The sequence below is a fragment of the Streptomyces sp. NPDC037273 genome (assembly GCF_055603625.1).
Map to the genome: position 1 here is coordinate 122,453 of NZ_JBVJVO010000003.1, position 24,965 is coordinate 147,417.

Below are 24,965 nucleotides of genomic sequence, written 5' to 3' on the forward strand. Positions count from 1 at the left end.
AGATTGATCCCTGGAAAGGGGACGTGGCCCTTCCTGCTGACACACGGCTGGGGAAGTGATCGGGTGTGATCGACACCGACGGCGACCGCGCCGAGTGGAACTTCCCCGCGGAGGCGAACGCCGTGCGTACGGCCCGCCACGCGGTGCGCGAGACCCTCCGTGCCTGGGAGCTCGACGCGGCCCTCGGCGATGTGACCGTCCTGCTGGTCAGCGAGCTGGTGACCAACTCCCTGCGGTACGCGTCCGGCCCGATCGGAGTCCGGCTCGTCCGGCCCCCGCACGCCGGCGGCGACCCCGCCCACCCGCCGGCCCTCCTCGTGGAGGTTTCCGATCCGCTTCCGGATCCGCCCACCGCGCGCGCCCCGGGACCCGAGGACGAAGGCGGCCGCGGCCTGGGCCTCGTGGCCTGCTCCGCCCGCCGCTGGGGGACCCGTAAAGGAAGGACGGGCAAAACCGTATGGTTCGAGCTGGCTCTCCCTGGTGAGTAAACAGGGAGGGACAACGATCACCGGTACTCGGCACGGGACGACCGAGACCACCCTGTGATCGGGAACGTCGTGCCGTCGGGGCCTGCCGTATTGAATACTGCGGGCATGGCCGATCCGGTGCGGTGAGCTGGAGGGGACGGTCGCGTGAGCGAGATATCCGAGACGGCGAGCGGCGGCGTCGTGTGGCAGAGCAGCCCGCCCGGCTCCATCTATGACTACATCCGGGTCGCCTCCTTCTCGATCGGGCCCGACGGCCTCGTCGAGCAGTGGAGCCGACGGGCCGTGGACCTCTTCGGAGTCACCGCCGAGGAAGCCAGGGGCAAGGACCCCGTCGAGGCCTTCATGCCCGCCGACCTGCGCGAGCGCGGCCACCGACGCGTCAAGGAGATCCTCGACGGCAAGGAGTGGACGGGACTCGTCCCCTTCCGTCTGCCCGGCGAGGAGCAGCCCCACGGCATCGCCGAGATGTACGTGATGCCGAGCGAGACCCAGACCGGCGAGCGGGCCGCGCTGTGCATCGTCGTCGATGTGCGCGCCCTCCGCCGCATCGAGACGGACCTCGCCGCCTCCCAGGCGATATTCGGCCAATCTCCCTTCGGCTTTCTCCTCTTCGGCACCGATCTCACGGTCAAGCGGGCCAACCGGCGCTTCGCCACCGTCTTCGGCGGCTCCGCCGACGACCACCGCGGCCGCACCGTCCACGACTACCTCACCCGCCCCGAGGCCGACCGGATGACCACCGCCCTCCAGCGGGTCCTGGACACCGGGGAGTCCGTCACCGACTTCCGGATCGTCGGCGCCGCCCCCGGCGCCCGGGACCGCCGCCACTGGTCCATCAACCTCTACCGGGTCCACAGCGGCTCCGGCCGTCCGGTCGGCGTCGCCGGCCTCGGCATCGACGTCACCCGCCGCCACAACGCGGCCCGCGAGGCCGCCAGCGCCCGCCGCAACCTCGCCCTCCTCAACGAGGCGGGGGCCCGCATCGGCAACTCCCTCGACCTGGAGGCCACCGCCCGCGAGCTGCTCGACGTCGCCGTCCCCGGCTTCTGCGACCTCGCCTCCGTCGACCTCTACCAGGGCCTGCTGACCGGCGACGAGGCCCCGCCCGGCCGCTGGGGCAGCTCCCACGACGTCGGCTACGGGGCGGGCAGCGCCGAACTCCGCAGGGTCGCCTTCGCCAGCGCCGTCTCCGACACCCCCCTCAGAACCGACGAGGGCCACACCGCCGACAGCGGCTGTTGCGGACCCGTCCCCATCGAGGTCGGGGCCGTCCACCGCTACCCCTTCAACTCGCCGTGCGCCGGAGCCCTGCGCACCGGCCGCGTCCGGACCGTGCCGGGCACCGACGGCGAACTCGTCCAGTCCACCCTGGTCGTCCCGATGGTCGCCCACGACATCGTCGTCGGCCTCGTCCAGTTCTCCCGCACCAAGGGCAGCGAACCCTTCGGGGAACGCGACCGGGCCCTCGCCGTCGAACTCGCCGCCCGCGCCGCCGTCTGCATCGACAACGCGCGCCTCTACCGCCGCGAGCACGAACGGGCCCTCATCCTCCAGCGCAGCCTGCTCCCGCCCGGCGACCCCGAGGCAGCCGGCCTCGACATCGCCTGCCGCTACCTCCCCGGCACCGCGGCCACCGAGGTCGGCGGCGACTGGTTCGACGTCATCGAACTCCCCGGCCACCGCACCGCCCTCGTCATCGGCGACGTCATGGGCCGCGGCCTGCGCGCCGCCGTCGCCATGGGCGAACTGCGCACCGCCGTCCGCACCCTCGCCCAGCTCGACCTGGAGCCGGCCGAGGTCCTCTCCCACCTCGACGAGATCGCCCGCGGCCTCGGCGCGCCCATCGGCGCCCAGCAGTCCCGCAGCCAGAAGTCCCGGGGCCCCGAACTCTCCGAGGTCTACCTCGCCACCTGCGTCTACGCCGTCTACGACGCCGTCACCCGACGCTGCACCTTCGCCAACGCCGGACACCTCCCGCCGGTGCTCGTCGAACCCGGCGAGGAGGCCATGCTGCTCGACGTACCCCCCGGGATGCCGCTCGGCGTCGGCGGCGAACCCTTCGAGGAGGTCGAGGTCGAACTCCCCGAAGGAGCCCTGCTCGCCCTCTACACCGACGGGCTCGTCGAATCCCGCGACCATCCCCTGGACGAGGGCCTCAACGCCTTCCGGCGCGCCCTCACCGACCCGGCCCGCCCGCTGGAGGACGTCTGCGACCGGGTCCTCACCAGCCTGAACACCGGCCACGGCGAGGACGACATCGCCCTCCTGATGGCCCGGATCCAGGGACTCCCCAGCGAGGCCGTCGGCGACTGGCAGCTCCCCAGGGAACCCCGCTCGGTCGGCCGGGCCCGCGAACTCGCCCGCGCCCAGCTCGCGGCCTGGGACCTCGAAGCGCTCGTCGACACCGTCGAACTCCTCGTCAGCGAACTCGTCACCAACGCGCTGCGGTACGGCGAGGGCGAGATCAGGCTGCGGCTGCTGCGCGACCGCACCCTCGTCTGCGAGGTCTGGGACGCGGGCCTGGTCCAGCCGCGCCGGCGGCGGGCCCGGGACACCGACGAAGGCGGCCGCGGCCTCCAGCTCGTCGGCCTGCTCTCCTCCTCCTGGGGCTCCCGCCGCACCCCGCGCGGCAAGACCGTCTGGTTCGAACTGGACCTGCCGGACGGCGAGGGCGCGGCCGAACCCACCGTCGAGCAGCTCCTCAGCATGTTCTGAGACGCGTCCGGAGGCATGTTCTGAGGCACGTCCGGAGGCAGGGCCTGAGGCGCGTCCGGACAGGCGCCGCAGGAGCCGCCGGATCAGCCCTTGAGCGCGGCCAGCCGGGCCTCGATCTCGGCGCTGTCGCCGAGCGCGTCCAGCTGCTCGAACTGGGCGTCCAGGGAAGAGGCGGCGAGCTCCTGCTTGCCCAGGGCCTTCGCCTCCTCGCGGCGCACCTTGTCCTCGAAGCGGTTCAGCTCGCTCGTCGGGTCCAGCACGTCGATGCTCTTCACCGCGTCCATCATGCGGTTCTGCGCCTGGGCCGACTTGGCGCGGGCGACCAGCTCGTCGCGCTTGGCCTGGAGCTCGCCGAGCTTGGCCTTCATCTGGTCGAGGCCGGTCCTGAGCTTCGACACCACCTCGGTCTGCGCGGCGATCGTCGGCTCCGCCGTCCTCGCCTCCTTCTCGGACTGGAGCTGGCGGCCCAGCGCCACCTTCGCCAGGTTGTCGAAGCGGTCCGCCTCCGCGGTCTGCCCGCCGCTCCGCAGCTCGTCCGCCTTCCGGCTCGCGGCGAGGGCCTTGCCGCCCCACTCCTTCGCGGCCTCCACGTCCTCCTGGTGGTCCTGCTCCATCAGCCGGAGGTTGCCGATGGTCGCCGCCACCGCCTCCTCGGCCTCCGAGATGTTGTTGGAGTAGTCCCGGATCAGCTGGTCCAGCATCTTCTGCGGGTCCTCCGCCTGGTCCAGGAGTGCGTTGATGTTCGCCTTCGCCAGCTGGGTGACACGGCCGAGAATGGTCTGCTTGCTCATGGCATTTCTCCTTGAGGTCCTTGAGGCCCTTGAGGTCCTTGGGTGAGAGGGAGAGGGGAGGGCGACGGCATCCCTCAGAAACGCCCGCCGCCGCCCAGCCGGCCGCGCGTGCCGCTGCCGCCGAAGCTGCCGGGCCCGCCGCCGAAGCCACCGCCCCCGAAACCCCCGCCCGAACTTCCACCGAACCCCCCATGTCCGCCTCCCCGTCCCCCTCCGAACAGTCCGCCGAGGATGATGCCGCCGAGCACGGCCCCGCCGAGCCCGCCGCCACCGCTTCCTCCCACTCCTGATACACCGCCCAGGCCGTTCGGGTTCCCATACCGGCGGACGTCCTGTTCGGCGAGGTCCTGGGCGCGGCGGGCCAGCGCGTCCGCCTGCTGGGCCTGCGCGAGCGCGGCCTGCGGGTCCTCGGCGGCCGTGAGGGACTGGGCCTCGTCCCAGCGGCGCTGGGCCTCGGCCAGGCGCGTACGGGCCTCGCTGCCCACCGCGCCCCGGTGCGTGGTGATGTAGTCCGAGGCCGCTCCGATCGCCGAACGGGCCGTCAGCATCGCCTGGTCGAGGAGCGCGCGGGCGCGCCGGCTGCCCGATTCGCGCTCCCGCGCGCCCTCCAGGGCCTCGTCGAGCGCCGTGTCGGCCTCCTCGACCCGCCGCAGAGCGTCGATCGGGTCGTACCGCCCGGCGTCCACGGCGCGCCGCACCTCGGCGACGACCGACTCGGCGCGGGCGATCCGGCCCCGGAGGTCGGCCGTGGACACGCCCTCGGCGGTGCCGCCGAGCAGGCCGCGGGCGTCCGCCAGATCGGCGTCCGTCTCCGACAGGGCGCCCGACAGCTTGCCCACCGCCTCCGCGAGCTCCTGCGCCCTGCGGTCCACGGCCTCGATCAGCCGGGCCGCCTGGTCGACGGCTCCCTCGGCGGCCCGGATGTGGACGGCGGCGCCGCCGTTGTCGCCGCCGTCGATCATCTGGCGGGCCTGGTTGACGTGGGTCGTCGCGAACACGAGCCGGTCCTTCGCCTGTTCGACGTCGCCGGCGACCGGGGAGGCGGCCGTCTCGGCGTACCGCTCGCGCATGGCGGTCAGCGCCGCCTCGGCCATGCCCACCCGTCCGGTCTGCTCCCGGAAGGCCGCCTCGACCGTGGTCAGCGCCTCGGGCGCGGTCCGCTCCAGGGCCCTGAGCCGGTCGAAGTCCTCGGTCTCGGCGTCGAGCCGGGCGTCGGCCTCGGCGCAGCGGCGGAGGATCTCCTCCAGCATGGCCCGGCGGGTGGGGTCGTCCTCGGGGAAGGCGTCGTCGAGCTTCTGCCGCAGCCGGAACGAGGCCGTCAGCTGTTCCTTGGCGAAGCCGACGGCCTCGGTGAAGGGGCGGACCGCCTCCTCGCCGAACTGGGCCGACGCGAAGCCGAGCTCCTCCTGGCTGGTGCGTACGGCGTCGTCGGTGGCGACCAGGGCGTGGCGGGCCCGGCCGTCGAGCTCGTCCAGGCTGGGCGGCGCGGGCTCCTGCGGGGCGCCCCAGCCCTGGCCGCCGCGCGGGGTGGTGCGGGTCTCGGTGCGCCGGCGCCGTTTGGCGTACGCGTAGGCCGCCACGGCTCCGGCGCCGCCGACGAGGACCACCGGCAGGATCAGGTCGGAGCCCGAGGTTCCGTCGTCGGCGGCGGCACCGGGGTCGGCGGGGCCGGAGGTGATGGCGGGGACGGGGACAGGCTGTCCGGCGAGGACGGCGGAGTAGCCGTTCGCGGCGCCGATGGCGGCGCCCGCCCAGTCGTTCTGCCGCAGCGCGGGTTCGATCGCGGTGCGCGCCACGTCGTCCAGCTGGGCCTGGGTGAAGCGGGAGTCGGGGTCGGCGGAGTAGCCGTACTGCCGGTCGTGGGTGGCGACGGCGAGCAGGACGTCCTCGGCCCCGAGGCCGTTGCGCTCGGCGGTGGCGTCGGCCCAGCCCTGGCCCGTACGCCCGGAGAAGTCCCGCACGTAGACGACGAAGAGCTGGACGCGCCGGTCGTCGTACAGCCCGTCGAGGGCCTGGACCACCGAGGCGCGGCGGTCGCCGAGGGCGCCCACCCGGTCGGTGATCTGGCCGTCGCGGGACAGGTCGACGGGGTCGTCGGCGCGGGCACCGTGAACGGCGGGCACGAGGAGCCACCACGCCGCCACCAGTGCTGCGAGAAGGGCTCGGGTGGCTATTCGCGTCACAAAGGGGAGGTTATGTCCGGCTATGGGGCGCCGCGACCGGACGGAAACCGTTCCCTTCCCCACGGCGTCACTGTCAGTGGCCGCCCCTACGGTGGTTCCAGTGGCGCGACGACCTTCGGGGGGCTCGGGTTGAACGGACGACTGCGGCGGTGGTGGCGGCGGGGACGCTGGTGGGTCCTCGGCCTCGTCCTGCTCCTCGTCGTGCCCCCGCTCTTCGGCGCCCTCGCCCTCCGCGTCAGTTACGCCGGAGACCTCAGGGACGACGCCAGGACGCGCGGCAAGGACGCCTTCTGGATCGGCCACGCCTGGGTCGACGGACGGAAGAAGGACGCCGACCTCACGGCGCTGGCCGCCCGGCTCAAGGGCACGGGGATACGCGACCTGTACGTGCACGCCGGACCCCTCGAACACGACGGCACGCTCCCGGCGGCGCGCTACCCCCGGGCGAAGTGGCTGATCGACGGGGTCCACCGGACCATGCCGGGGATACGGGTCCAGGCCTGGCTCGGCGACGTCCTGGCCACCGAGGGACCCGTGGGGCTGCGCCTTGAGGACGCCGGCTCGCGGCGGGCGGTGACCGGCTCGGCCCGGCAGATCCTCGACGCCGGCTTCGACGGCGTCCACTTCGACCTGGAACCCCTGCACTCCGACGACCGGAACTACCTCTCCCTCCTCGACGACCTCGGGAAGCTGACCCGCCCCCGCAAGGCCCAGCTCTCCGTCGCCGCCCACCAGATAGACCCGCTGCCGGGCGCCCACGCGGTGAACGGCGCGCTCAGCGGCAGCGAGAAGTGGTGGTCGCAGGAGTTCTTCGGCGAGGTCGCCCGGCGCGTCGACCAGATAGCCCTCATGTCGTACGACACCTGGATGCCTTTGGAGAGCCTCTACGGCGGGTACGTCGCCCAGCAGACCAGCCTCGCCCTGGAAGTCACCCCCGAGTCCACCGACCTGCTCATGGGGCTCCCGTTCTTCCACGAGGACGACCTCGGCCACCACGACGACGCGGAGACCGTCGCCGCGGCCGTCCGGGGCGCGCGCCTCGGCCTCGGCCGTACGGACCCCGGCCGCGAGCGCTTCGGCCTCGCCCTCTACGTCGACTTCGCCGCCCGCGAGGCCGACTGGGCCGCCTACCGCGAGGGCTGGCACTGAGCGGGGACCCCGGCTGTCGGGGGCGCGCGGGGCGGAGGAGGATGGGGCCGAGCGGCCCGGGTGGGCCGTGACCGAGGGGGAGTACGTCATGACCAGCCGTCTGCTGATGCCCGTCAGGCCTGCCAGGTCCGCCAACGCCCGCACCGGGGAAGCGCCGGAGGGCGCGCCGGAGGTCGCCGGGTCCACCGAGCCCACACCGATCCTCGACCGTGAGCACCCGCTGGTGACCGCGCTGGTGGAGCGGGTGCTGCGCGAGTCCGAGGCGCGCGGGGCGGTCACCGACCGCGCCCGGCTCCAGGTGGCGCACGGCATCCTCGTCACCGCGATCCGGCCGGTCTACTCCGTGGAGGACCTGCGCCGGGTGTCGCGCACGCTGCGGCTCGGCCGCGGCTCGTGCAGCCAGCGGATGGCGGTCCTGGAAGCGGTGGCCCGGTCCCTCGGGGTGGCGACCCGGGTGCGGGGCCTGCTCGTCGACGGCACCTTCTGGTACCCGAGGTTCCCGAAGCTCCGCGCCTTCGTCCCGGAGGAAGTCCTGCTCGCCTGGCCGGAGTTCCACCTCGACGCGGCCGGGACCTCGGCCGGCGCCGAGCGCACCTGGGTGCCGATCGCCGAGCTGTTCACCGGGCTCGACCCGGCCGAGCACGGCGGCGGGTTCACCAACTCCGGCGCGGAGACGCTCTTCGAGGCCGTCGCCCGGACCACCGTCGACTGGGACGCGCCGGCCGCCTGCGCCGGCTCCGCCCCCTGCGATCTGTCCGCGCACCTCAGGACGGACCTCGGCCGCTTCTCCTCGCGCGACGAGCTCTTCGCCCGGCACGGCCAGACGATGTGCCGCACGGCCCGCACCCTCGCCGAGCCGGTCCTCGGCCGATGGAGCGCGGGTGCGGGCGGGACGGCGGACGGCGCGGCTAGGAGCTCCGCCGCCTGATCGTCTTCCCGAGCCAGACGAGCGGGTCGTACTTGCGGTCCACGACCCGCTCCTTCAGCGGGATCAGCGCGTTGTCGGTGATCCGGATGGACTCCGGGCACACCTCCGTACAGCACTTCGTGATGTTGCAGTAGCCGAGGCCGTGCTCGTCCTGGGCGGTCCGCCGCCGGTCGATGCCGACCTCCTCCGCCGCGTCCAGGGGGTGCATGTCGAGCTCCGCGACCCGCATCAGGAAGCGGGGCCCGGCGAAGGCCTCCTTGTTCTCCTCGTGGTCGCGCACGACGTGACAGGTGTCCTGGCACAGGAAGCACTCGATGCACTTCCGGAACTCCTGCGAGCGGTCCACGTCCTCCTGCCGCATCCGGTACTCGCCGGGGGCGACCCCGGCGGGCGGGACGAACGCGGGGATCTCCCGGGCCTTCGCGTAGTTGAAGGAGACGTCCGTGACCAGGTCGCGGATGACGGGGAAGGCCCGCAGCGGGGTCACGGTGATCACCTCGTCCGGCCCGAAGACCGACATCCGGGTCATGCACATCAGCCGCGGCCGCCCGTTGATCTCGGCGGAGCACGAGCCGCACTTGCCCGCCTTGCAGTTCCAGCGCACGGCCAGGTCCGGGGTCTGGGTGGCCTGGAGCCGGTGGACGATGTCGAGGACGACCTCGCCGTCGTGCACCTCGACCGTGTAGTCGGTCAGCTCGCCGCCCCCGGCGTCGCCCCGCCAGATCCGGAAGTGGGCCTGATAGGTGCTCATGCCTCCAGCTCCTCCTCCGCCAGGTACTTCGCCAGCTCTTCCTTGTCGAACAGCGCGAGCAGATCGGCCCGTACGGGCTCGGTGCGGACCCGTTCCAAGGCGATGCCCGCGCCTCCTCCGGCGATCCGGCACAGCAGGTTCACCGGCCGCCACGAGCGTTCCATGACGGGACGGTCCTCGCGGGTGTGCCCGCCGCGGGATTCGGTGCGCTCCAGGGCCGCCCGGGCCACGCACTCGCTGACGAGCAGCATGTTCCGCAGGTCGAGGGCGAGGTGCCAGCCGGGGTTGAACTGCCGGTGTCCCTCGACGGCGACCCGCGCGGCCCGCTCGCGGAGGGCGTCGATCCGCTCCAGGGCCTCGGCCATCTCGCTCTCCCGCCGGATGATCCCGACGAGGTCGTTCATCGTCTGCTGGAGCTCCTGGTGGAGGGTGTACGGGTTCTCCCCGCCGCCGTCGAAGGGGGCGAGGGCCTCCGCCCTCGCGGCTTCCACGTCGGCCGGGAGGATCCCGTCGCCCGCCTCGGCCACCGCGTACGCCGCCGCGTGGAGTCCGGCCCGGCGGCCGAAGACGAGCAGGTCGGAGAGGGAGTTGCCGCCGAGCCGGTTGGAGCCGTGCATGCCGCCGGCCACCTCGCCGCAGGCGAAGAGCCCGGGGACGCCGACGGCGGCCGCCGTCTCCGAGTCGACGGCGACGCCGCCCATCACGTAGTGGCAGGTCGGCCCGACCTCCATGGCCTCGGCGGTGATGTCGACGTCGGCCAGCTCCTTGAACTGGTGGTACATGGAGGGCAGCCGGCGCCGGATGGCCTCGGCGGGCAGCCGGGTCGACACGTCGAGGAACACCCCGCCGTGCGGGGAGCCGCGGCCGGCCTTGACCTCGGAGTTGATGGCCCGCGCGACCTCGTCGCGGGGGAGCAGTTCGGGCGGGCGCCGGTTGTTCTCGGGGTCCTCGTACCAGCGGTCGCCCTCCTCCTCGGTCTCCGCGTACTTCTCCTTGAAGACGTCGGGGACGTAGTCGAACATGAACCGCTTGCCGTCGGAGTTCCGCAGGACGCCGCCGTCACCGCGTACGGACTCGGTGACGAGGATGCCCTTCACCGACGGCGGCCAGACCATGCCGGTCGGGTGGAACTGCACGAACTCCATGTTCACCAGGGGCGCCCCGGCGAGCAGGGCGAGCGCGTGGCCGTCGCCGGTGTACTCCCAGGAGTTCGAGGTGACCTTGAAGGACTTGCCGATGCCGCCGGTGGCGAGGACGACCGCGGGCGCCTCCAGGACGAGGAAGCGCCCGGTCTCCCGCTCGTAACAGAAGACGCCCGCGACCTTCCCGGCGGCGTCCTTGAGGATGCGGGTGACGGTGTACTCCTGGAAGACCTTGAGGTGTGCCTCGTGGTCGCCGGTGTCGCGGTGGTCCTCCTGCTGGAGCGAGACGGCCTTCTGCTGGAGGGTCCGGAGCAGTTCGAGGCCGGTGCGGTCGCCGACGTGCGCGAGCCGCGGGTACTCGTGGCCGCCGAAGTTGCGCTGGGCGATCCGGCCGTCCGGGGTGCGGTCGAAGAGCGCGCCCCAGGTCTCCAGCTCCCAGACCCGCTCGGGGGCCTCCTGGGCGTGCAGCTCGGCCATCCGCCACTGGTTGAGGAACTTCCCGCCGCGCATGGTGTCGCGGAAGTGGGTCTTCCAGTCGTCGTGTTCGTTGGCGTTCGCCATGGACGCGGCGATGCCGCCCTCGGCCATCACGGTGTGCGCCTTGCCGAAGAGGGACTTGCAGACGACGGCGGTGCGGGCGCCGGCCCGGCGCGCCTCGATCGCGGCCCGCAGTCCGGCGCCGCCCGCGCCGACCACGACCACGTCCCACCGCTGCCGTTCCACGGAGCTCACAGGACTCATGTCAGAAGAACCTCGGGTCGTCGAAGGCGCCGGTGGCGAGCAGGTAGACGTACAGGTCGCAGACGGCGACGCTGATCAGCGAGGCCCAGGCGAGCCGCATGTGGTGCCGGTTGAGCCGCCCGGTCCAGGTCCACAGCCGGTAGCGGACGGGGTGCTTCGAGAAGTGCCGCAGCCGGCCGCCGACGATGTGCCGGCAGGAGTGGCAGGAGAGGGTGTACGCCCAGATGAGGGCGATGTTGAGCAGGAAGAGCAGGGTTCCGAGGCCCGCGTGCCCCCAGCCGTAGGAGGCGTCGCGGAAGGTGAGGACGGTGTCGTACGTGAGGATTCCGGCGACCGGCACCGCCGCGTAGAAGAAGTACCGGTGGACGTTCTGCAGGATCAGCGGGAACCGCGTCTCGCCGGTGTACGCGCGGTGGGGTTCGGCGACCGCGCAGGCCGGGGGAGACGCCCAGAACCCCCGGTAGTACGCCTTGCGGTAGTAGTAGCAGGTGAGCCGGAAGCCCAGCGGGAAGACCAGGATGAGCAGGGCGGGGGAGAGGCCCCACCAGCTGCCGAAGAGCTCCGCGTTCGGTCCGCCGCGCATCGGGACGCAGTTCTCCGCGAGGCACGGCGAGTAGAACGGGGAGACGTAGGGGGCGGCGTAGTAGTCGGCGTTCGCGAAGGCCCGCCAGGTCGAGTAGGCGACGAAGGCGAGCAGCCCCGCCGCGGTGGCGGCGGGGGCGAGCCACCAGCGGTCGGTGCGCAGATGGCGGGCGGTGATGGCGGCGCGTCCGGGGGAGCGGACCCCCGTCACCGCCCGGGGACTCGACGGGGGCTGCGTACCTGCGGCCAACAGGGCCTCCTACGGTCGGGTGCCGGTACGTCCTAGGGCGCGTGGCGGTCGCGGGCTCCCAGTCCCTCGTCGTCGGTGTCCGTCCACAGTCCGCTGTCGTACGGGGTGTCGGGGATGGTCACCAGGCTCTCGGCGCGGCCGCCGGCCGGCGCGGGAGCCGTGCCCCGCTCCGCCCCGACGCGGCGCTCCAGCTCTTCGACCGTGTGCTCCAGGTCCTGCAGACGGCGCTTGACGGCCGCCAGATCGTCCTGAACGGACATGGGTTGCCCTCACTTCCGCGAGCGGCTTCGGCAGGAGTGTCGCGCGTCACATCCCGCTTGGGAAGCCATGTGCACGGGATTCCACTCGTCCGGAGCGCCCGGGCGGCGGGCGTTGCGCCGCACGAGTGGGCTTTGCCGGACGTGCCGCCGTGTCGCCGTGGCCGGATCCGCTCCGTCCTTTTCAGTGTATGAGCAATAGGTCTGATCATCTCCAAATGGAATAAATCTGGACGAAGGGGTACACGTCATGTCCCAGATCGGCGCCCCTCGCGGGAGGACATGCTCCAGGAGCCCCCGCTCCCGCACGCTCCGCTCCGTCGCGACCCTCACCAGTGCGGTCCTCGCCGTCACCGTGCTCGCGGGCTGCGGCTCCGGCGACGAGGGCGACGAGTCCCGCGCCGCCGCGCTGGACAACGCGCCCGCGGCGCGCGACCGGGTCGCCGACGGCGGCACCGTGCGCTGGGCCGTCGACGCGATGCCCAGCACCCTCAACAGCTTCCAGGCCGACGCCGACGGCGCCACCGCCCGCATCGCGGCCGCGGTGCTGCCGGCCCTCTACACGCTCGACGAGCGCGGCCGGCCGCAGCGGAACCCCGACTACCTGGAGTCGGCCGAGGTCATCGAGACCGAGCCCCGGCAGGTCGTCCTCTACAAGCTCAACCAGCAGGCGGTGTGGAGCGACGGACGCGAGATCGGGGCGCCCGACTTCGTGGCCCAGTGGCGGGCGCTGAGCGGCCGCGACACCGCGTACTGGACCGCCCGCAACTCCGGGTACGAGCGGATCGAGAAGATCGAGCGCGGCAAGAACGACCTGGAGGTACGGGTCACCTTCGCCAAGCCCTACGCCGACTGGCGGTCCCTCTTCACCCCGCTCTACCCGAAGCAGGTGATGGGGTCTCCGGGCTCCTTCAACGACGGGGCGCGCACCACCCTCAAGGCCACTGCAGGACCGTTCCTGCTGAAGTCGCTCGACCGCAAGGGCGGCAACGTCACGCTCACCCGCAACCCCCGCTGGTGGGGGCAGGGCGCCAAGCTCGACAGCATCGTCCTCGCCGCCGTCCCCCGCGCCGAGCGGGCGGCCGCCCTCGCCGCCGGCAAGCTCGACCTGGCCGAGATCGACCGGTCCACCGCCGAACGGATCTCCCTCGCGCTCCGCGACGCCGGCGCCGGCCGCAACGGCGCGCAGGCCGCCCTCGCCCACGGCCCCGGCTCCGGGATCACCCCCTCCAAGGCGCTGAAGTCCTGGGCGCTCGCCCACGGCTCCGACGAGGAGAAGGCCGAGGAGGTCCAGGCCGCCCGGAAGAAGAACCAGCAGGCCATCGCCCGCTACGCGGCCGCCCAGGACACCCTGGCCGGATACCGCGTCCGCAAGTCCCTCGAACCCGCCTACACCCAGCTCTCGCTCAACGGCGAATCCGGACCCCTCGCCGACGAGCGGGTACGGCGCGCGGTGGCCCGCACCATCAACCGCCAGGAGCTGGCCGAATCCGTACTCAAGCCGCTCGGCCTCCCCGCCGAACCCCCCGGCAGCCACCTGGCCCTCGCCGGCCAGGCCGCCTACGCCGACAGCAGCGACGCGCTCGGCGACCAGGACACCAAGGAGGCGCGGGCCCTGCTCGCCGACGCGGGCTGGGTCCCCGGCGGCGCCGCCAGGAAGCCCGCCGGTACGAAGGCGGGCAGCGAGGCCGAGAAGAAGGCCAAGGCGGCCAAGGGCGAAGCCGACGCCGGCGACGCCAAGAAGCGGGCGGGCGACACCGCGTCCGACGAGGGCCTCTACATCGTCGGCGACGACAAGCCCGGCGACCGCCGCGCCGTCCCCGCCCCCGTCATCGGCGCGGGCGGCCCCGAGAACGGCACCAACATCCTCGCCCCGGCCCCCGCCGCCGCCCGCCAGAGCGCCGCGCTCCTCGCCCGCGCCGAGGCCCTCGACACCGGCACCGGCTCGGGCGCCCGCACCGGCGTCCACTCCGCCGTCAAGCCGGACCGGGGCGTGGCCGGCGCCTACGCCCCCCGCGGCACCGCCGCCCCCGTCACCGCCCCCGAGGCCGTCCGGGCCCTCGGCAAGGACGGCAAGGCCCTCAGCCTCCGCTTCGTCCTGCCCTCCGGGCCCGGCTCCGAGTCGCTCCGTGCCGTCGGCGACCGGATCGTGCGGATGCTGGACGCCGTGGGCATCCGTACCGAAGTGACCAAGGTCTCGGACGACAGCTTCTTCAAGGACCACATCGCCGCCGGCGACTACGACCTCGCCCTCTACTCCTGGCCCGCCTCCGCCTTCCCCGCGACCGACGCCCGGCCGATCTTCGCCAAGCCCGAGCCCGCCTCGGACGGCTCCCTCCTGGTCGAGCAGAACTACTCGCGGGTCGGCACCGACCGCATCGACCAGCTCTTCGACCAGGCCGCGGGTACGCTCGACGAGGAGGAGGCCCGCGAGCTCGTCCGCCAGGCCGACGCCCGGATCTGGGCCGCGGCCGGCTCCATCCCCCTCTACCAGCGCCCCCAGCTCGTCGCCGCGAAGGCCGATCTGGTGAACGCGGGAGCCTGGGGCCTGGCGGCCCCCCGCTTCCAGGACATCGGCTTCCGGAAGGCCGAAACCTCCAAAGGCGCGGAACGAAAGCGCTGAAACCTCCGAAGTCGCTGGTCACAACCTCAGAAGCAGCTCAACTTCCTTGCCCGCCGGCGAACCCGGCGGGCAGGATCGCGTCGGCCCTTGACCCGGGCGCCATGACGTTCCCCACACCCTTGAAAACTCTCAGTAGACCCTCTCGGACAGCGGGCGGGGAAGCCCCTTGCGCGGCAGCCCCGTACCATAGGACATAGCCGTGGCGCGTCCGCCCGGCGGGCGTACGAGGAACTGACGCCGCATCCCACGATCCGAGAGAAGCGCAAGCACCCATGCCCACGCGCCACGACATCCGTAACGTCGCCATCGTCGCCCACGTCGACCATGGCAAGACGACCATCGTCGACGCCATGCTCAAGCAGGCCGGTGCCTTCGCCGCCCACCAGCAGCTCGACGACCGCATGATGGACTCGAACGACCTGGAGCGTGAGAAGGGCATCACGATCCTCGCCAAGAACACGGCGGTGAAGTATCACCCCAAGGACGGCGGGGCCCCGATCACGATCAACATCATCGACACCCCCGGTCACGCCGACTTCGGTGGCGAGGTCGAGCGCGGTCTGTCGATGGTGGACGCGGTCGTCCTCCTCGTGGACGCCTCCGAGGGTCCGCTCCCGCAGACCCGCTTCGTGCTGCGCAAGGCCCTCCAGCAGCGCAAGCCCGTCATCCTCTGCATCAACAAGACGGACCGCCCGGACTCCCGGATCGACGAGGTCGTCAACGAGACCTACGACCTCTTCCTCGACCTGGACGCGGACGAGGACCAGATCGAGTTCCCGATCGTCTACGCCTGCGGCCGTGACGGCATCGCCTCGCTGACCAAGCCGGAGAACGGCACGGTCCCGCAGGACAGCGACAACCTGGAGCCGTTCTTCTCGGCCATCCTGGAGCACGTCCCGGCCCCGGTGTACGACGAGGAGGCCCCCCTCCAGGCCCACGTCACCAACCTGGACGCCGACAACTTCCTCGGCCGCATCGCGCTCCTCCGCGTCGAGCAGGGCGAGCTGCGCAAGGGCCAGACGGTCGCGTGGATCAAGCGTGACGGCACGATCTCCAACGTCCGCATCACCGAGCTGATGATGACCGAGGCGCTCACCCGCAAGCCGGCCGAGGTCGCCGGCCCCGGTGACATCTGCGCCGTCGCCGGTATCCCGGACATCATGATCGGCGAGACCCTGGCCGACCCGGAGAACCCGATCGCGCTCCCGCTGATCACGGTCGACCAGCCGGCCATCTCCATGACCATCGGCACCAACACCTCGCCGCTCGTCGGCCGCGGTGGCACGGGCAAGGGCGCGGACGCCAAGTCCGCCGTCAAGAACCGCAAGGTCACCGCCCGCCAGGTCAAGGACCGTCTGGACCGCGAGCTGATCGGTAACGTCTCGCTCCGCGTCCTCGACACCGAGCGCCCCGACGCCTGGGAGGTCCAGGGCCGCGGTGAGCTCGCGCTCGCCATCCTGGTCGAGCAGATGCGCCGCGAGGGCTTCGAGCTCACCATCGGCAAGCCGCAGGTCGTCACCAAGCTCGTCGACGGCAAGGTCCACGAGCCCGTCGAGCGCCTCACGGTCGACGTCCCCGAGGAGCACATGGGCGCGGTCACGCAGCTCATGGGCGTCCGCAAGGGCCGCATGGACAACATGTCGAACCACGGCTCCGGCTGGGTGCGCATGGAGTTCGTCGTTCCGTCCCGTGGCCTCATCGGCTTCCGTACGGAGTTCCTCACCAACACCCGCGGTACGGGCATCGCCCACTCCATCCACGAGGGCCACGAGCCGTGGTTCGGCACGCTGACGACCCGTAACAACGGTTCGCTGGTCGCCGACCGCGCCGGCGCCGTCACCGCCTTCGCGATGACGAACCTCCAGGAGCGCGGCGTCCTGTTCACCGACCCCGGCACCGAGGTGTACGAGGGCATGATCGTCGGCGAGAACTCCCGCTCCGACGACATGGACGTGAACATCACCAAGGAGAAGAAGCTCACCAACATGCGCTCCTCCTCCGCCGACTCCTTCGAGGCGATCGTCCCGCCGCGGAAGCTCTCCCTGGAGCAGTCCCTGGAGTTCTGCCGCGACGACGAGTGCGTCGAGGTGACCCCGGAGGCCGTGCGCATCCGCAAGGTCATCCTCGACCAGAACGCGCGTGGCCGGGCGTCCTCCCGCGCCAAGAACGGCTGATGCGGGTCCGGTAGGACACGCACGCTCATGTGACCGGGCCCCGGCGGCTTTCCGCCGGGGCCCGGCCGTGTGCCGAAACCCGCCGGGAGCACCGGCGTTCGGAAGCCCGGCATCCCTCAGGGGATGCCGGGCTTCCGGCGGAATGTGACGTCCGACACCACGTCAGGGGTGCGCGGCTGTAGGGTCGGACGTCAAGTCCAATACGAGGACCGGTTGTCCGGATATCGGGCGTCGCTCTCCGGAACGTGTATTAACAGTCCGTTTCGGGGGTGTCTGTCTGAACTCACTTTGTCCGGATTTCGGTATCCCGAGCCCCGGTGATGTTGTCAAAACGAGACCGCTTAAGTGTGGTTTACAGCCCGGACGTACTTAATAGTTGGCTCCATTGAGCTCGGGTCAATGGGTCACGCACTGTGGGGAGTGCCGACTCACGAGCACACTCGGGGCACATGAGTGCAACGCCGTCAGGGGTGTCGGCGAGACTCGAAGTGCCCCCCATGTAGCGACATAGTGGACTCATGAGGAGGAACCCATGCGCGGTGCCAAGAGCGCCAAGTGGGTAACGGGCGCGATCATCGTCGCCCTGGCTGCTACCGCCTGTGGCGGGGGCAAGAGTGAAGGCGGCTCGGACGCCAAGGGCGCTGTGGACCCGAACGGGATCTTCACGACCGACCTGGGCGAGCCGGAGAAGCTGCTCTACACCGGCGACACCATGGAGTCGAACGGTGCCGGCGTGATGAAGGCGATCTACTCGAACCTCGTCGCCTACAAGGCCGATGGTTCGCTGGAGATGGTCAACGCCGAGTCGCTCACCACGACCGACTCGAAGACCTGGACGGTCAAGCTCAAGCCGGGCTGGACCTTCCACGACGGCACCCCGGTCACCGCGAAGTCCTACGTGGACGCGTGGAACTGGAACGCCCACATCGACAACGCCATGGGCCTCTCCTCGTGGTTCTCCGACATCGTCGGTTACGACAAGGTCCACCCGGAGGCGGAGGGCGCCAAGGCGACCGCCAAGACCCTGGCCGGCCTGAAGGTGCAGGACGACAACACCTTCACCATCGAGCTGACCGCGGCCGTCCCGTACTTCGGCCACAAGCTCGCGTACACGCCGTTCGCGCCGCTCGCCGCGTCCTTCTACGCGAACCCGAAGGCCGCCGCCGAGAAGCCGGTCGGCAACGGTCCCTACAAGTTCAAGAGCTGGGACCACAAGAAGCAGATCGAGATCGTCCGCTTCGACGGCTACAAGGGCCCGAACAAGGCGAAGAACGGTGGTGTGATCTTCAAGAACTACACCACCCTCGAGACCGCCTACGAGGACCTGAAGTCGGGCAACCTCGACGTCATCCGCCAGATCGGTCCGAAGGACCTCCCGGTCTACCACCAGGACCTGGGCAACCGCGCGGTCGACGCCGACCACGCCGCCATCCAGTCCATCGGTGTCGCGTTCTACGCGGACCAGTGGAAGAAGCCCAAGCCGGTCGACGTCCGCGTCATCCAGGGCCTCTCGATGGCGATCGACCGCGCCACCATCACGAAGACGGTGCTCCAGGGCACCCGTGAGCCGGCGACGGGCTGGGTCCCGAAGGGCATCCTGGGCTACCAGGAGAACGCCGCGGGTGAGGTCACGAAGTTCGACCCGGCCAAGGCCAAGGAGCTCATCAAGGCCGGTGGCGGCGTCCCCGGCAACAAGATCTTCATCCAGTTCAACGCGGATGGCGGTCACAAGGAGTGGGTCGACGCTGTCTGCAACAGCATCACCCAGTCCACCAGCGTCGAGTGCGTCGGCGACAGCAAGACGGACTTCCAGGCCGACCTGACCGCTCGCAAGACGAAGCAGGTCAAGTCCCTGTACCGTTCCGCCTGGTCGCTCGACTACCCGGTGAACGCGAACTTCATCAAGGACCTGTTCCTGAGCACCGCGGCGGGCAACCAGGGTGGCTTCTCCGTCAAGGAGCTGGACGCCAAGATCCTCAAGGCGGACTCGGCTCCCAGCCTCGAGCAGTCGGTGAAGCAGTACCAGGAGGTGGAGAAGGAGCTCGTGAAGTACATGCCCTCCATCCCGCTCTGGTACTACAAGGTCAACGCGGGCTTCTCGGAGAAGATCTCCGGTGTGACGTACGGCCAGGACGGCGACCCGATCCTGGACGCCGTCGAGGTCAAGAAGTAATCACCCAAGCGTAGTCCGCACGCCGATCCGGGGCTGACGCGACGTCAGCCCCGTGACGGTGCCTTACGCAGCGGCCGGGGGGCCCTTCCACGACAACCCATGCCCTATCCGGGCATGCCTTGTCGGGGGAGGGCCCGTTGGTTGCCGCTGTCACATCTCAACGGAGGCATGATGGGGCGTTATGTCGCACGACGACTGCTCCAGATGATCCCGGTATTCCTCGGGACCACCCTGCTGATCTTCCTCATGGTGCACAGCCTGCCCGGTGACCCCGTGCTGGCGATGTTCGGCGACAAGGGCGCCGACCCGGCGACGCTCGCCGCCAAGCGCCACGAGCTGGGTCTCGACAAGCCGACATGGCAGCAGTACCTCATCTATATGCGGGACATGCTCCTGCACCTGGACTTCGGTACCCAGATCCGCAACGGTCTGCCGGTCACCGACGTGCTGGGCGACGCGTTCCCCATCACCCTCCAGCTGGCGACCCTGGCCTTCGCGATCGAGCTGATCTTCGGCATCGGCCTGGGCATCATCGGCGGCCTCAAGGCCGGCCGTCTCGCGGACAACCTGATCCTGATCTTCACCCTGCTGATCATCTCGGTCCCGGTCTTCGTCCTCGGCTTCATCATCAAGATGGTCTTCGCCTTCAACCTGGGCTGGATCGAGCCGAACGTCAGCACCCAGCCCCAGTGGGGCGAGCTGCTCGCGCCGGCCATCGTGCTCGGCTGCCTCTCCCTCGCGTACGTGGCCCGACTGACCCGTACCTCGATGGCGGAGAACCTGCGCGCCGACTACATGCGCACCGCCGTCGCCAAGGGCCTGCCGCGCCGCCGCGTCATCGGCGTCCACCTGATGCGCAACTCGATGATCCCCGTGATCACCTTCCTCGGTACCGACATCGGCGCCCTCATGGGCGGCGCGATCGTCACCGAGTCGATCTTCAACATCAAGGGTGTCGGCGGTGTCATCGCCGAATCGATCTCCCGTCGTGAAGGCGCCACCCTGGTCGGCCTGGTCACCATCCTGGTGATCGTCTACCTCGTCACCAGCCTGCTCATCGACCTGCTGTACGCGGTCCTGGACCCGAGGATCCGGTATGCCTGACGTGACCAAGACCGCCGCCACCGTCGAGGACGCCGTCGCCACCCCCTCGGTGGACGCCTCCGCGCCGGTGGAGAAGCCGGAGAAGGCCCGCTCCCTCTGGGGCGACGCCTGGGCCGACCTGCGCCGCAACCCGTACTTCATCGTGTCGTCCGTGCTGATCGCGCTGCTGCTGCTGATCTCCGTGTGGCCGACCCTCTTCACCAGCGCGTCCCCGACCGCCGGTGACCTGGTCCACCACTTCCTGAGCAAGCCCGAGCTCAGCAAGATCGGCTCGCCGGAGTGGCTGGGCTATGACCAGCAGGGCCGTTCCGTCTACGCCCGACTGATCCACGGCACCAGCGCCTCGGTCACGGTCGGCATCGCGGTCACCGCGATCGTCACCGTCGTCGGCGGCATCATGGGCATGATCTCGGGCTACTTCGGCGGCATGATCGACGCCGTCCTGTCCCGGCTCACCGACGTCTTCTTCGGCATCCCGTTCCTGCTCGGCGCCATGGTCGTCCTGCAGGCGTTCGTCGAGCGGACCGTCTGGGTCGTCGTCTTCGCCCTCGCGTTCCTCGGCTGGACGCAGATCACCCGCGTCATGCGCGGTGCCGTGATCACCATCAAGCAGGCCGACTACGTCCACGCGGCGAAGGCCCTCGGCGCCGGCACCACCCGGATCCTCTTCCGGCACATCCTGCCGAACGCCATGGCCCCCGTCATCGTCGTCGCGACCATCGCGCTCGGCGGTTACATCTCCGCCGAGGCGACCCTGTCCTACCTCGGTCTCGGCCTCGCCGCCCCGACCGTCTCGTGGGGCGTCGACATCTCCGCCGGTGTCGCCCAGATCCGAGTGGCCCCGCACGTCCTGCTCTGGCCCTCGATCATGCTGAGCATCACCGTTCTGGCGTTCATCATGCTCGGCGAAGCCGTCCGCAACGCCCTCGACCCCAAGCTGCGCTGAGGAGGGCGTAAAAGATGAGCATCATCGACAAGACCGCGGCCGTCCCCGCGCCGCGCGACGGAGCCGACCACAACGGCCCGCTGCTCGAAGTCCGCGACCTGCACGTCGAGTTCCACACCCGTGACGGTGTGGCCAAGGCGGTCAACGGCGTCAACTACTCGGTGGACGCGGGCGAGACGCTCGCCGTCCTCGGCGAGTCCGGCTCCGGCAAGTCCGTCACCGCGCAGGCCATCATGGGCATCCTCGACATGCCGCCCGGCAAGATCCCGCACGGCGAGATCCTGTTCCGCGGCGAGGACATGCTCAAGATGTCCGAGGAGGAGCGCCGGAAGATCCGCGGCCGGAAGATCGCGATGATCTTCCAGGACGCGCTGTCCTCCCTCAACCCGGTCCTCACCGTCGGCTACCAGCTCGGCGAGATGTTCCGGGTGCACCACGGCATGTCCAAGAAGGACGCCAAGGTCAAGGCCATCGAGCTGATGGACAAGGTCAAGATCCCCGCCGCCAAGGCGCGGGTCAGCGACTACCCCCACCAGTTCTCCGGCGGTATGCGCCAGCGCATCATGATCGCCATGGCGCTCGCCCTGGAGCCGGACCTGATCATCGCCGACGAGCCCACCACGGCTCTCGACGTGACCGTCCAGGCCCAGGTCATGGACCTCCTCGCGGAGCTCCAGCGCGAGTACAACATGGGTCTGATCCTGATCACCCACGACCTCGGCGTCGTCGCCGACGTCGCGGACAAGATCGCCGTGATGTACGCGGGCCGGATCGTCGAGCAGGCGCCGGTGCACGAGCTGTACAAGCGCCCCGCGCACCCGTACACCCGCGGCCTGCTGGACTCGATCCCGCGCCTGGACCAGAAGGGCCAGGACCTCTACGCGATCAAGGGCCTGCCGCCCAACCTGCTCAAGGTGCCCACCGGCTGCGCCTTCAACCCGCGCTGCCCCAAGGCCGACGACCTCTGCCGTACGGATGTCCCGGCGCTGGTGCCGATCACCGAGCTGGACGGCACCGACCTCCCGGGCCGCAAGAGCGCCTGCCACTTCTGGAAGGAGACGATCCATGGCTGACATCAACAACGAGGACGCCGTGGCCGCCGCCCTTGAGGCCCCCGTGGGCCGAGGCGAGCCGATCCTCCAGGTGCGCAACCTGCAGAAGCACTTCCCGCTGACGCAGGGCATCCTCTTCAAGAAGCAGGTCGGCGCGGTCAAGGCCGTGGACGGGGTCTCCTTCGACCTCTACCAGGGCGAGACCCTCGGCATCGTGGGCGAGTCCGGCTGTGGCAAGTCCACGGTCGCCAAGCTCCTGATGAACCTGGAGCGGGCCACCGCCGGCGAGGTCTTCTACAAGGGCCAGGACATCACCAAGCTGTCCGGGCGCGCCCTGAAGGCCGTCCGCCGCAACATCCAGATGGTGTTCCAGGACCCGTACACCTCGCTGAACCCGCGCATGACGGTCGGCGACATCATCGGCGAGCCCTTCGACATCCACCCCGAGGTGGCCCCGAAGGGCGACCGGCGCCGCAAGGTGCAGGAGCTGCTCGACGTCGTCGGTCTGAACCCGGAGTACATCAACCGGTACCCGCACCAGTTCTCCGGCGGTCAGCGCCAGCGCATCGGCATCGCCCGGGGCCTCGCGCTCAACCCGGAGATCATCATCTGCGACGAGCCGGTCTCGGCCCTGGACGTCTCCGTCCAGGCGCAGGTCATCAACCTGATGGGGAAGCTCCAGGACGAGTTCAACCTGTCCTACATCTTCATCGCGCACGACCTGTCGATCGTCCGGCACATCTCCGACCGGGTCGGCGTCATGTACCTCGGCAAGATGGCCGAGATCGGTACGGACGAGCAGATCTACGAGCACCCGACGCACCCCTACACCCAGGCGCTGCTCTCCGCGGTGCCGGTGCCGGACCCGGAGGCCCGCGCGCACCGCGAGCGGATCATCCTCACCGGTGACGTCCCCTCGCCGGCCAACCCGCCGTCGGGCTGCAGCTTCCGCACCCGCTGCTGGAAGGCGCAGGAGAAGTGCTCGCAGGAGGCTCCGCTCCTCGCGATCCCGGAGCGCTTCAAGGGGCAGGACACCCCGGCGGCGCACTTCTCGGCGTGCCACTTCGCCGAGGAGAAGCAGGTCGTCCCGGTGCACTGACGCACCGACGCACCGAGCAGGACAGGGCGCCCCGATCCGTACGCACGGATCGGGGCGCCCTTCGTCGTGTCAGCGGCTGGTGGGGACGTACGGGTAGCAGGAGACGGCCCAGCCGTACTCGTAGCGCATGACCAGGTCGCCGGTCTTCGGTCCGACGATGCCGTCGGCTTCGCCGGCCCCCAGTATCCGGTACTGCACGTAGCGGATCGCCTCGTCCGTCTCGGGGCCGAAGAGGCCGTCGACGCTGATCAGGTCGTGCTCCGTGGCGAAGCGCTCGGAGATGATGTGGTTGAGGCCGTTCTGTACGCACTTCACGCCGATGGCGTTGTTGGCCTGGCCGTAGCCGATGTACGGAACTCCGGGCTGTGCCTGGGCGGTTCCGGACAGGGCGAGCGCGGCCAGAGCCGTCGCGGCGGCGACGCCGGCGACGCGGGTGGCGAGTTTCTGGAGCATGGCGGTTCACGTCTTCCGGGGAAGTTGCGGCAAGGGGACTCGACAGGGCATGTCCATGCCGTCGATGCACGCAACTCTAGAGTCGCGGGGCGCCGTTGGGCCGTCCCGCCGCGTCCCTGGGACGCCACGGCGTGGTGGGACGACGGGGGCCGCTCCTAGCGTGGAGGCAACCGGCTCCTACTGAACTGAGGGCTCCAGCATGACCTCGGGTAACGAAGCGAACCCCCGTCGCCGCACCCTGCTCACCGGCGGGCTCGCCCTCGGCGCCGCGGCCGTCACGCCCCTGTGGGCGGCGGGCCGGGCGCGCGCCGCGGACGGACCGGCCGTCGCGGACACCACCGCGTGGGGCGCCCGCCCGCCGAGCAGTCCGGTGCGCGTCCTCCCGGCCCCGCCGCACAAGATCATCGTGCACCATACGGCCACGGACAACGTGACCGACTACTCGCAGGCCCAGGCCTTCCGGCTCGCCCACTCGATGCAGAACTGGGCGATGGACGAACGCCATTGGATCGACACGGCCCAGCACTTCACCATCAGCCGCGGCGCCCACGTCGTGGAGGGCCGGCACGGCAGCCTCGCCGCGCTCCAGGGCGGCACGCAGACGGTCGAGTCAGCCCACTGCGTCGGGCAGAACACCGTCGCCATCGGCATCGAGAACGAGGGCACCTACCTCACGGTCGACCCGCGCGGCGAGCAGTACGCCGCGCTGGTCGAGCTGTGCGCGCACATCTGCCGCCAGTACGGGCTCCGCGCCTACCAGATCTACGGACACCGGGACTTCAACGCCACCCAGTGCCCCGGCGACCGCCTCTACGCGCTGCTCCCGCAGCTCCGGCGGGACGTCGCCGCCCGCATCGGCGGCGACCCCACCGCGCCCGTATGGCCCCTGCTGCACAACGGCGACTCGGGCGACCGGGTGCGCGCCCTCCAACACCTGCTCGTGCGCCGAGGGGCCACGATCACCGTGGACGGGGCCTTCGGCCCGGCCACCGAGGGCGCCGTACGCGACTTCCAGACCCTCGTGACCGCGACCCCCGACGGCTACGCCGGCAACCAGACCTGGCACCAACTCGCCCTCCCCGTGCGCTCCGGCGACACCGGCGAGGCCGTCAAGGCCGTCCAGCTCCTCCTCACCGGCAAGGGCTTCCCGACCACCGTCGACGGCGCCTTCGGCCCCGGCACCCTCGCCTCCGTCACCGCCTTCCAGAACTCCACCGCCCTCCCCGCCGACGGCCTCACCGACACCCGCACCCTGAGCCGCCTCCTCGCCTGACCCCGCCCCAGATCCCGGCCGGCCGCCCTCGCACCAATGGCCGCCGACAACATGCACGTCTCGTGCCTTCAGTCCATATTGGGGCCTAAGT

General features: G+C 70.8%; 19 protein-coding genes. 12 read left to right on the forward strand and 7 right to left on the reverse strand.

What is annotated here, in order from left to right; translation table 11 throughout:
• Nucleotides 1-65: 65 nt before the first annotated feature.
• Together ACZ7G1_RS09880 and ACZ7G1_RS09885 are read left to right on the forward strand one after the other, a co-directional pair.
• The gene (locus ACZ7G1_RS09880) at nt 66-488 is read left to right on the forward strand and encodes an ATP-binding protein (RefSeq protein WP_470872666.1); all 423 of its coding nucleotides are present in this window, start codon (nt 66-68) and stop codon (nt 486-488) included.
• 144 nt (nt 489-632) lie between these two features.
• Nucleotides 633-3,203, forward strand: coding sequence for a SpoIIE family protein phosphatase (locus tag ACZ7G1_RS09885; protein WP_470872664.1), 2,571 nt, complete (start codon nt 633-635; stop codon nt 3,201-3,203).
• Between the two features lie 83 nt (nt 3,204-3,286).
• Here ACZ7G1_RS09885 and ACZ7G1_RS09890 read toward each other — a convergent pair whose 3' ends face one another.
• Both ACZ7G1_RS09890 and ACZ7G1_RS09895 read right to left on the reverse strand, forming a co-directional pair.
• Nucleotides 3,287-3,994, reverse strand: a complete 708-nt coding sequence (locus ACZ7G1_RS09890; protein ID WP_470872662.1) for a PspA/IM30 family protein — start codon at nt 3,992-3,994, stop codon at nt 3,287-3,289.
• A 74-nt stretch (nt 3,995-4,068) separates the two neighbouring features.
• Nucleotides 4,069-6,177: a TPM domain-containing protein gene (locus ACZ7G1_RS09895; protein ID WP_470872661.1), complete on the reverse strand. Its 2,109-nt coding sequence runs from the start codon at nt 6,175-6,177 to the stop codon at nt 4,069-4,071.
• 12 nt (nt 6,178-6,189) lie between these two features.
• Here ACZ7G1_RS09895 and ACZ7G1_RS09900 point away from each other — a divergent pair, with 12 nt between their 5' ends.
• Complete coding sequence (locus ACZ7G1_RS09900) at nt 6,190-7,326, forward strand: glycoside hydrolase family 18 protein (RefSeq protein ID WP_470872660.1); 1,137 nt, start codon at nt 6,190-6,192, stop codon at nt 7,324-7,326.
• A gap of 88 nt (nt 7,327-7,414) precedes the next feature.
• A complete protein-coding gene (locus ACZ7G1_RS09905; protein WP_470872658.1) occupies nt 7,415-8,254 on the forward strand; it encodes a transglutaminase-like domain-containing protein in 840 nt (279 codons plus the stop codon).
• On the opposite strand, the gene ACZ7G1_RS09910 is transcribed toward ACZ7G1_RS09905, so the two are convergent.
• The 4 genes from ACZ7G1_RS09910 to ACZ7G1_RS09925 are packed head-to-tail and all read right to left on the reverse strand — an operon-like array spanning nt 8,235 to nt 11,980.
• Nucleotides 8,235-9,005: a succinate dehydrogenase/fumarate reductase iron-sulfur subunit gene (locus ACZ7G1_RS09910; protein WP_470872657.1), complete on the reverse strand. Its 771-nt coding sequence runs from the start codon at nt 9,003-9,005 to the stop codon at nt 8,235-8,237. The two genes, ACZ7G1_RS09905 and ACZ7G1_RS09910, sit on opposite strands and share 20 nt — an antisense overlap.
• Nucleotides 9,002-10,879, reverse strand: a complete 1,878-nt coding sequence (locus ACZ7G1_RS09915; protein ID WP_470872791.1) for a fumarate reductase/succinate dehydrogenase flavoprotein subunit — start codon at nt 10,877-10,879, stop codon at nt 9,002-9,004. Before ACZ7G1_RS09915 ends, ACZ7G1_RS09910 begins: the two co-directional genes overlap by 4 nt.
• Nucleotides 10,880-10,889: 10 nt before the next feature.
• Nucleotides 10,890-11,720, reverse strand: coding sequence for a hypothetical protein (locus tag ACZ7G1_RS09920; protein ID WP_470872655.1), 831 nt, complete (start codon nt 11,718-11,720; stop codon nt 10,890-10,892).
• Nucleotides 11,721-11,752: 32 nt separating this feature from the next.
• Nucleotides 11,753-11,980: a hypothetical protein gene (locus ACZ7G1_RS09925; protein ID WP_470872653.1), complete on the reverse strand. Its 228-nt coding sequence runs from the start codon at nt 11,978-11,980 to the stop codon at nt 11,753-11,755.
• A 247-nt stretch (nt 11,981-12,227) separates the two neighbouring features.
• Here ACZ7G1_RS09925 and ACZ7G1_RS09930 point away from each other — a divergent pair, with 247 nt between their 5' ends.
• The 7 genes from ACZ7G1_RS09930 to ACZ7G1_RS09960 all read left to right on the forward strand — a co-directional run bounded on the left by ACZ7G1_RS09930 (nt 12,228) and on the right by ACZ7G1_RS09960 (nt 23,148).
• The gene (locus ACZ7G1_RS09930; RefSeq protein WP_470872651.1) at nt 12,228-14,600 is read left to right on the forward strand and encodes an ABC transporter family substrate-binding protein; all 2,373 of its coding nucleotides are present in this window, start codon (nt 12,228-12,230) and stop codon (nt 14,598-14,600) included.
• A 272-nt stretch (nt 14,601-14,872) separates the two neighbouring features.
• Nucleotides 14,873-16,774 carry a translational GTPase TypA gene (typA, locus tag ACZ7G1_RS09935; protein ID WP_470872649.1) on the forward strand — a complete coding sequence of 634 codons (1,902 nt, stop codon included), beginning with the start codon at nt 14,873-14,875 and terminating at the stop codon, nt 16,772-16,774.
• Nucleotides 16,775-17,306: 532 nt separating this feature from the next.
• Nucleotides 17,307-18,947, forward strand: coding sequence for a peptide ABC transporter substrate-binding protein (locus ACZ7G1_RS09940; RefSeq protein ID WP_470872648.1), 1,641 nt, complete (start codon nt 17,307-17,309; stop codon nt 18,945-18,947).
• 171 nt (nt 18,948-19,118) lie between these two features.
• Nucleotides 19,119-20,051: an ABC transporter permease gene (locus ACZ7G1_RS09945; protein ID WP_470872789.1), complete on the forward strand. Its 933-nt coding sequence runs from the start codon at nt 19,119-19,121 to the stop codon at nt 20,049-20,051.
• Nucleotides 20,044-20,997, forward strand: coding sequence for an ABC transporter permease (locus ACZ7G1_RS09950; protein WP_470872646.1), 954 nt, complete (start codon nt 20,044-20,046; stop codon nt 20,995-20,997). The genes ACZ7G1_RS09945 and ACZ7G1_RS09950 overlap by 8 nt, the downstream gene beginning before the upstream one ends.
• A gap of 14 nt (nt 20,998-21,011) precedes the next feature.
• Nucleotides 21,012-22,070 (forward strand): ABC transporter ATP-binding protein, encoded by a 1,059-nt coding sequence (locus tag ACZ7G1_RS09955; RefSeq protein ID WP_470872645.1) that lies wholly within the window; start codon nt 21,012-21,014, stop codon nt 22,068-22,070.
• Entirely contained in the window at nt 22,063-23,148 is a 1,086-nt protein-coding gene (locus ACZ7G1_RS09960; protein WP_470872644.1) for an ABC transporter ATP-binding protein, read from the forward strand. Before ACZ7G1_RS09955 ends, ACZ7G1_RS09960 begins: the two co-directional genes overlap by 8 nt.
• 69 nt (nt 23,149-23,217) lie before the next feature.
• On the opposite strand, the gene ACZ7G1_RS09965 is transcribed toward ACZ7G1_RS09960, so the two are convergent.
• Nucleotides 23,218-23,601: a peptidoglycan-binding domain-containing protein gene (locus tag ACZ7G1_RS09965; protein ID WP_470872642.1), complete on the reverse strand. Its 384-nt coding sequence runs from the start codon at nt 23,599-23,601 to the stop codon at nt 23,218-23,220.
• A 199-nt stretch (nt 23,602-23,800) separates the two neighbouring features.
• On the opposite strand from ACZ7G1_RS09965, the gene ACZ7G1_RS09970 reads away from it, so the two are divergent.
• Nucleotides 23,801-24,874 carry a peptidoglycan recognition protein family protein gene (locus ACZ7G1_RS09970; protein WP_470872640.1) on the forward strand — a complete coding sequence of 358 codons (1,074 nt, stop codon included), beginning with the start codon at nt 23,801-23,803 and terminating at the stop codon, nt 24,872-24,874.
• The last annotated feature ends 91 nt before the right edge of the window (nt 24,875-24,965 follow it).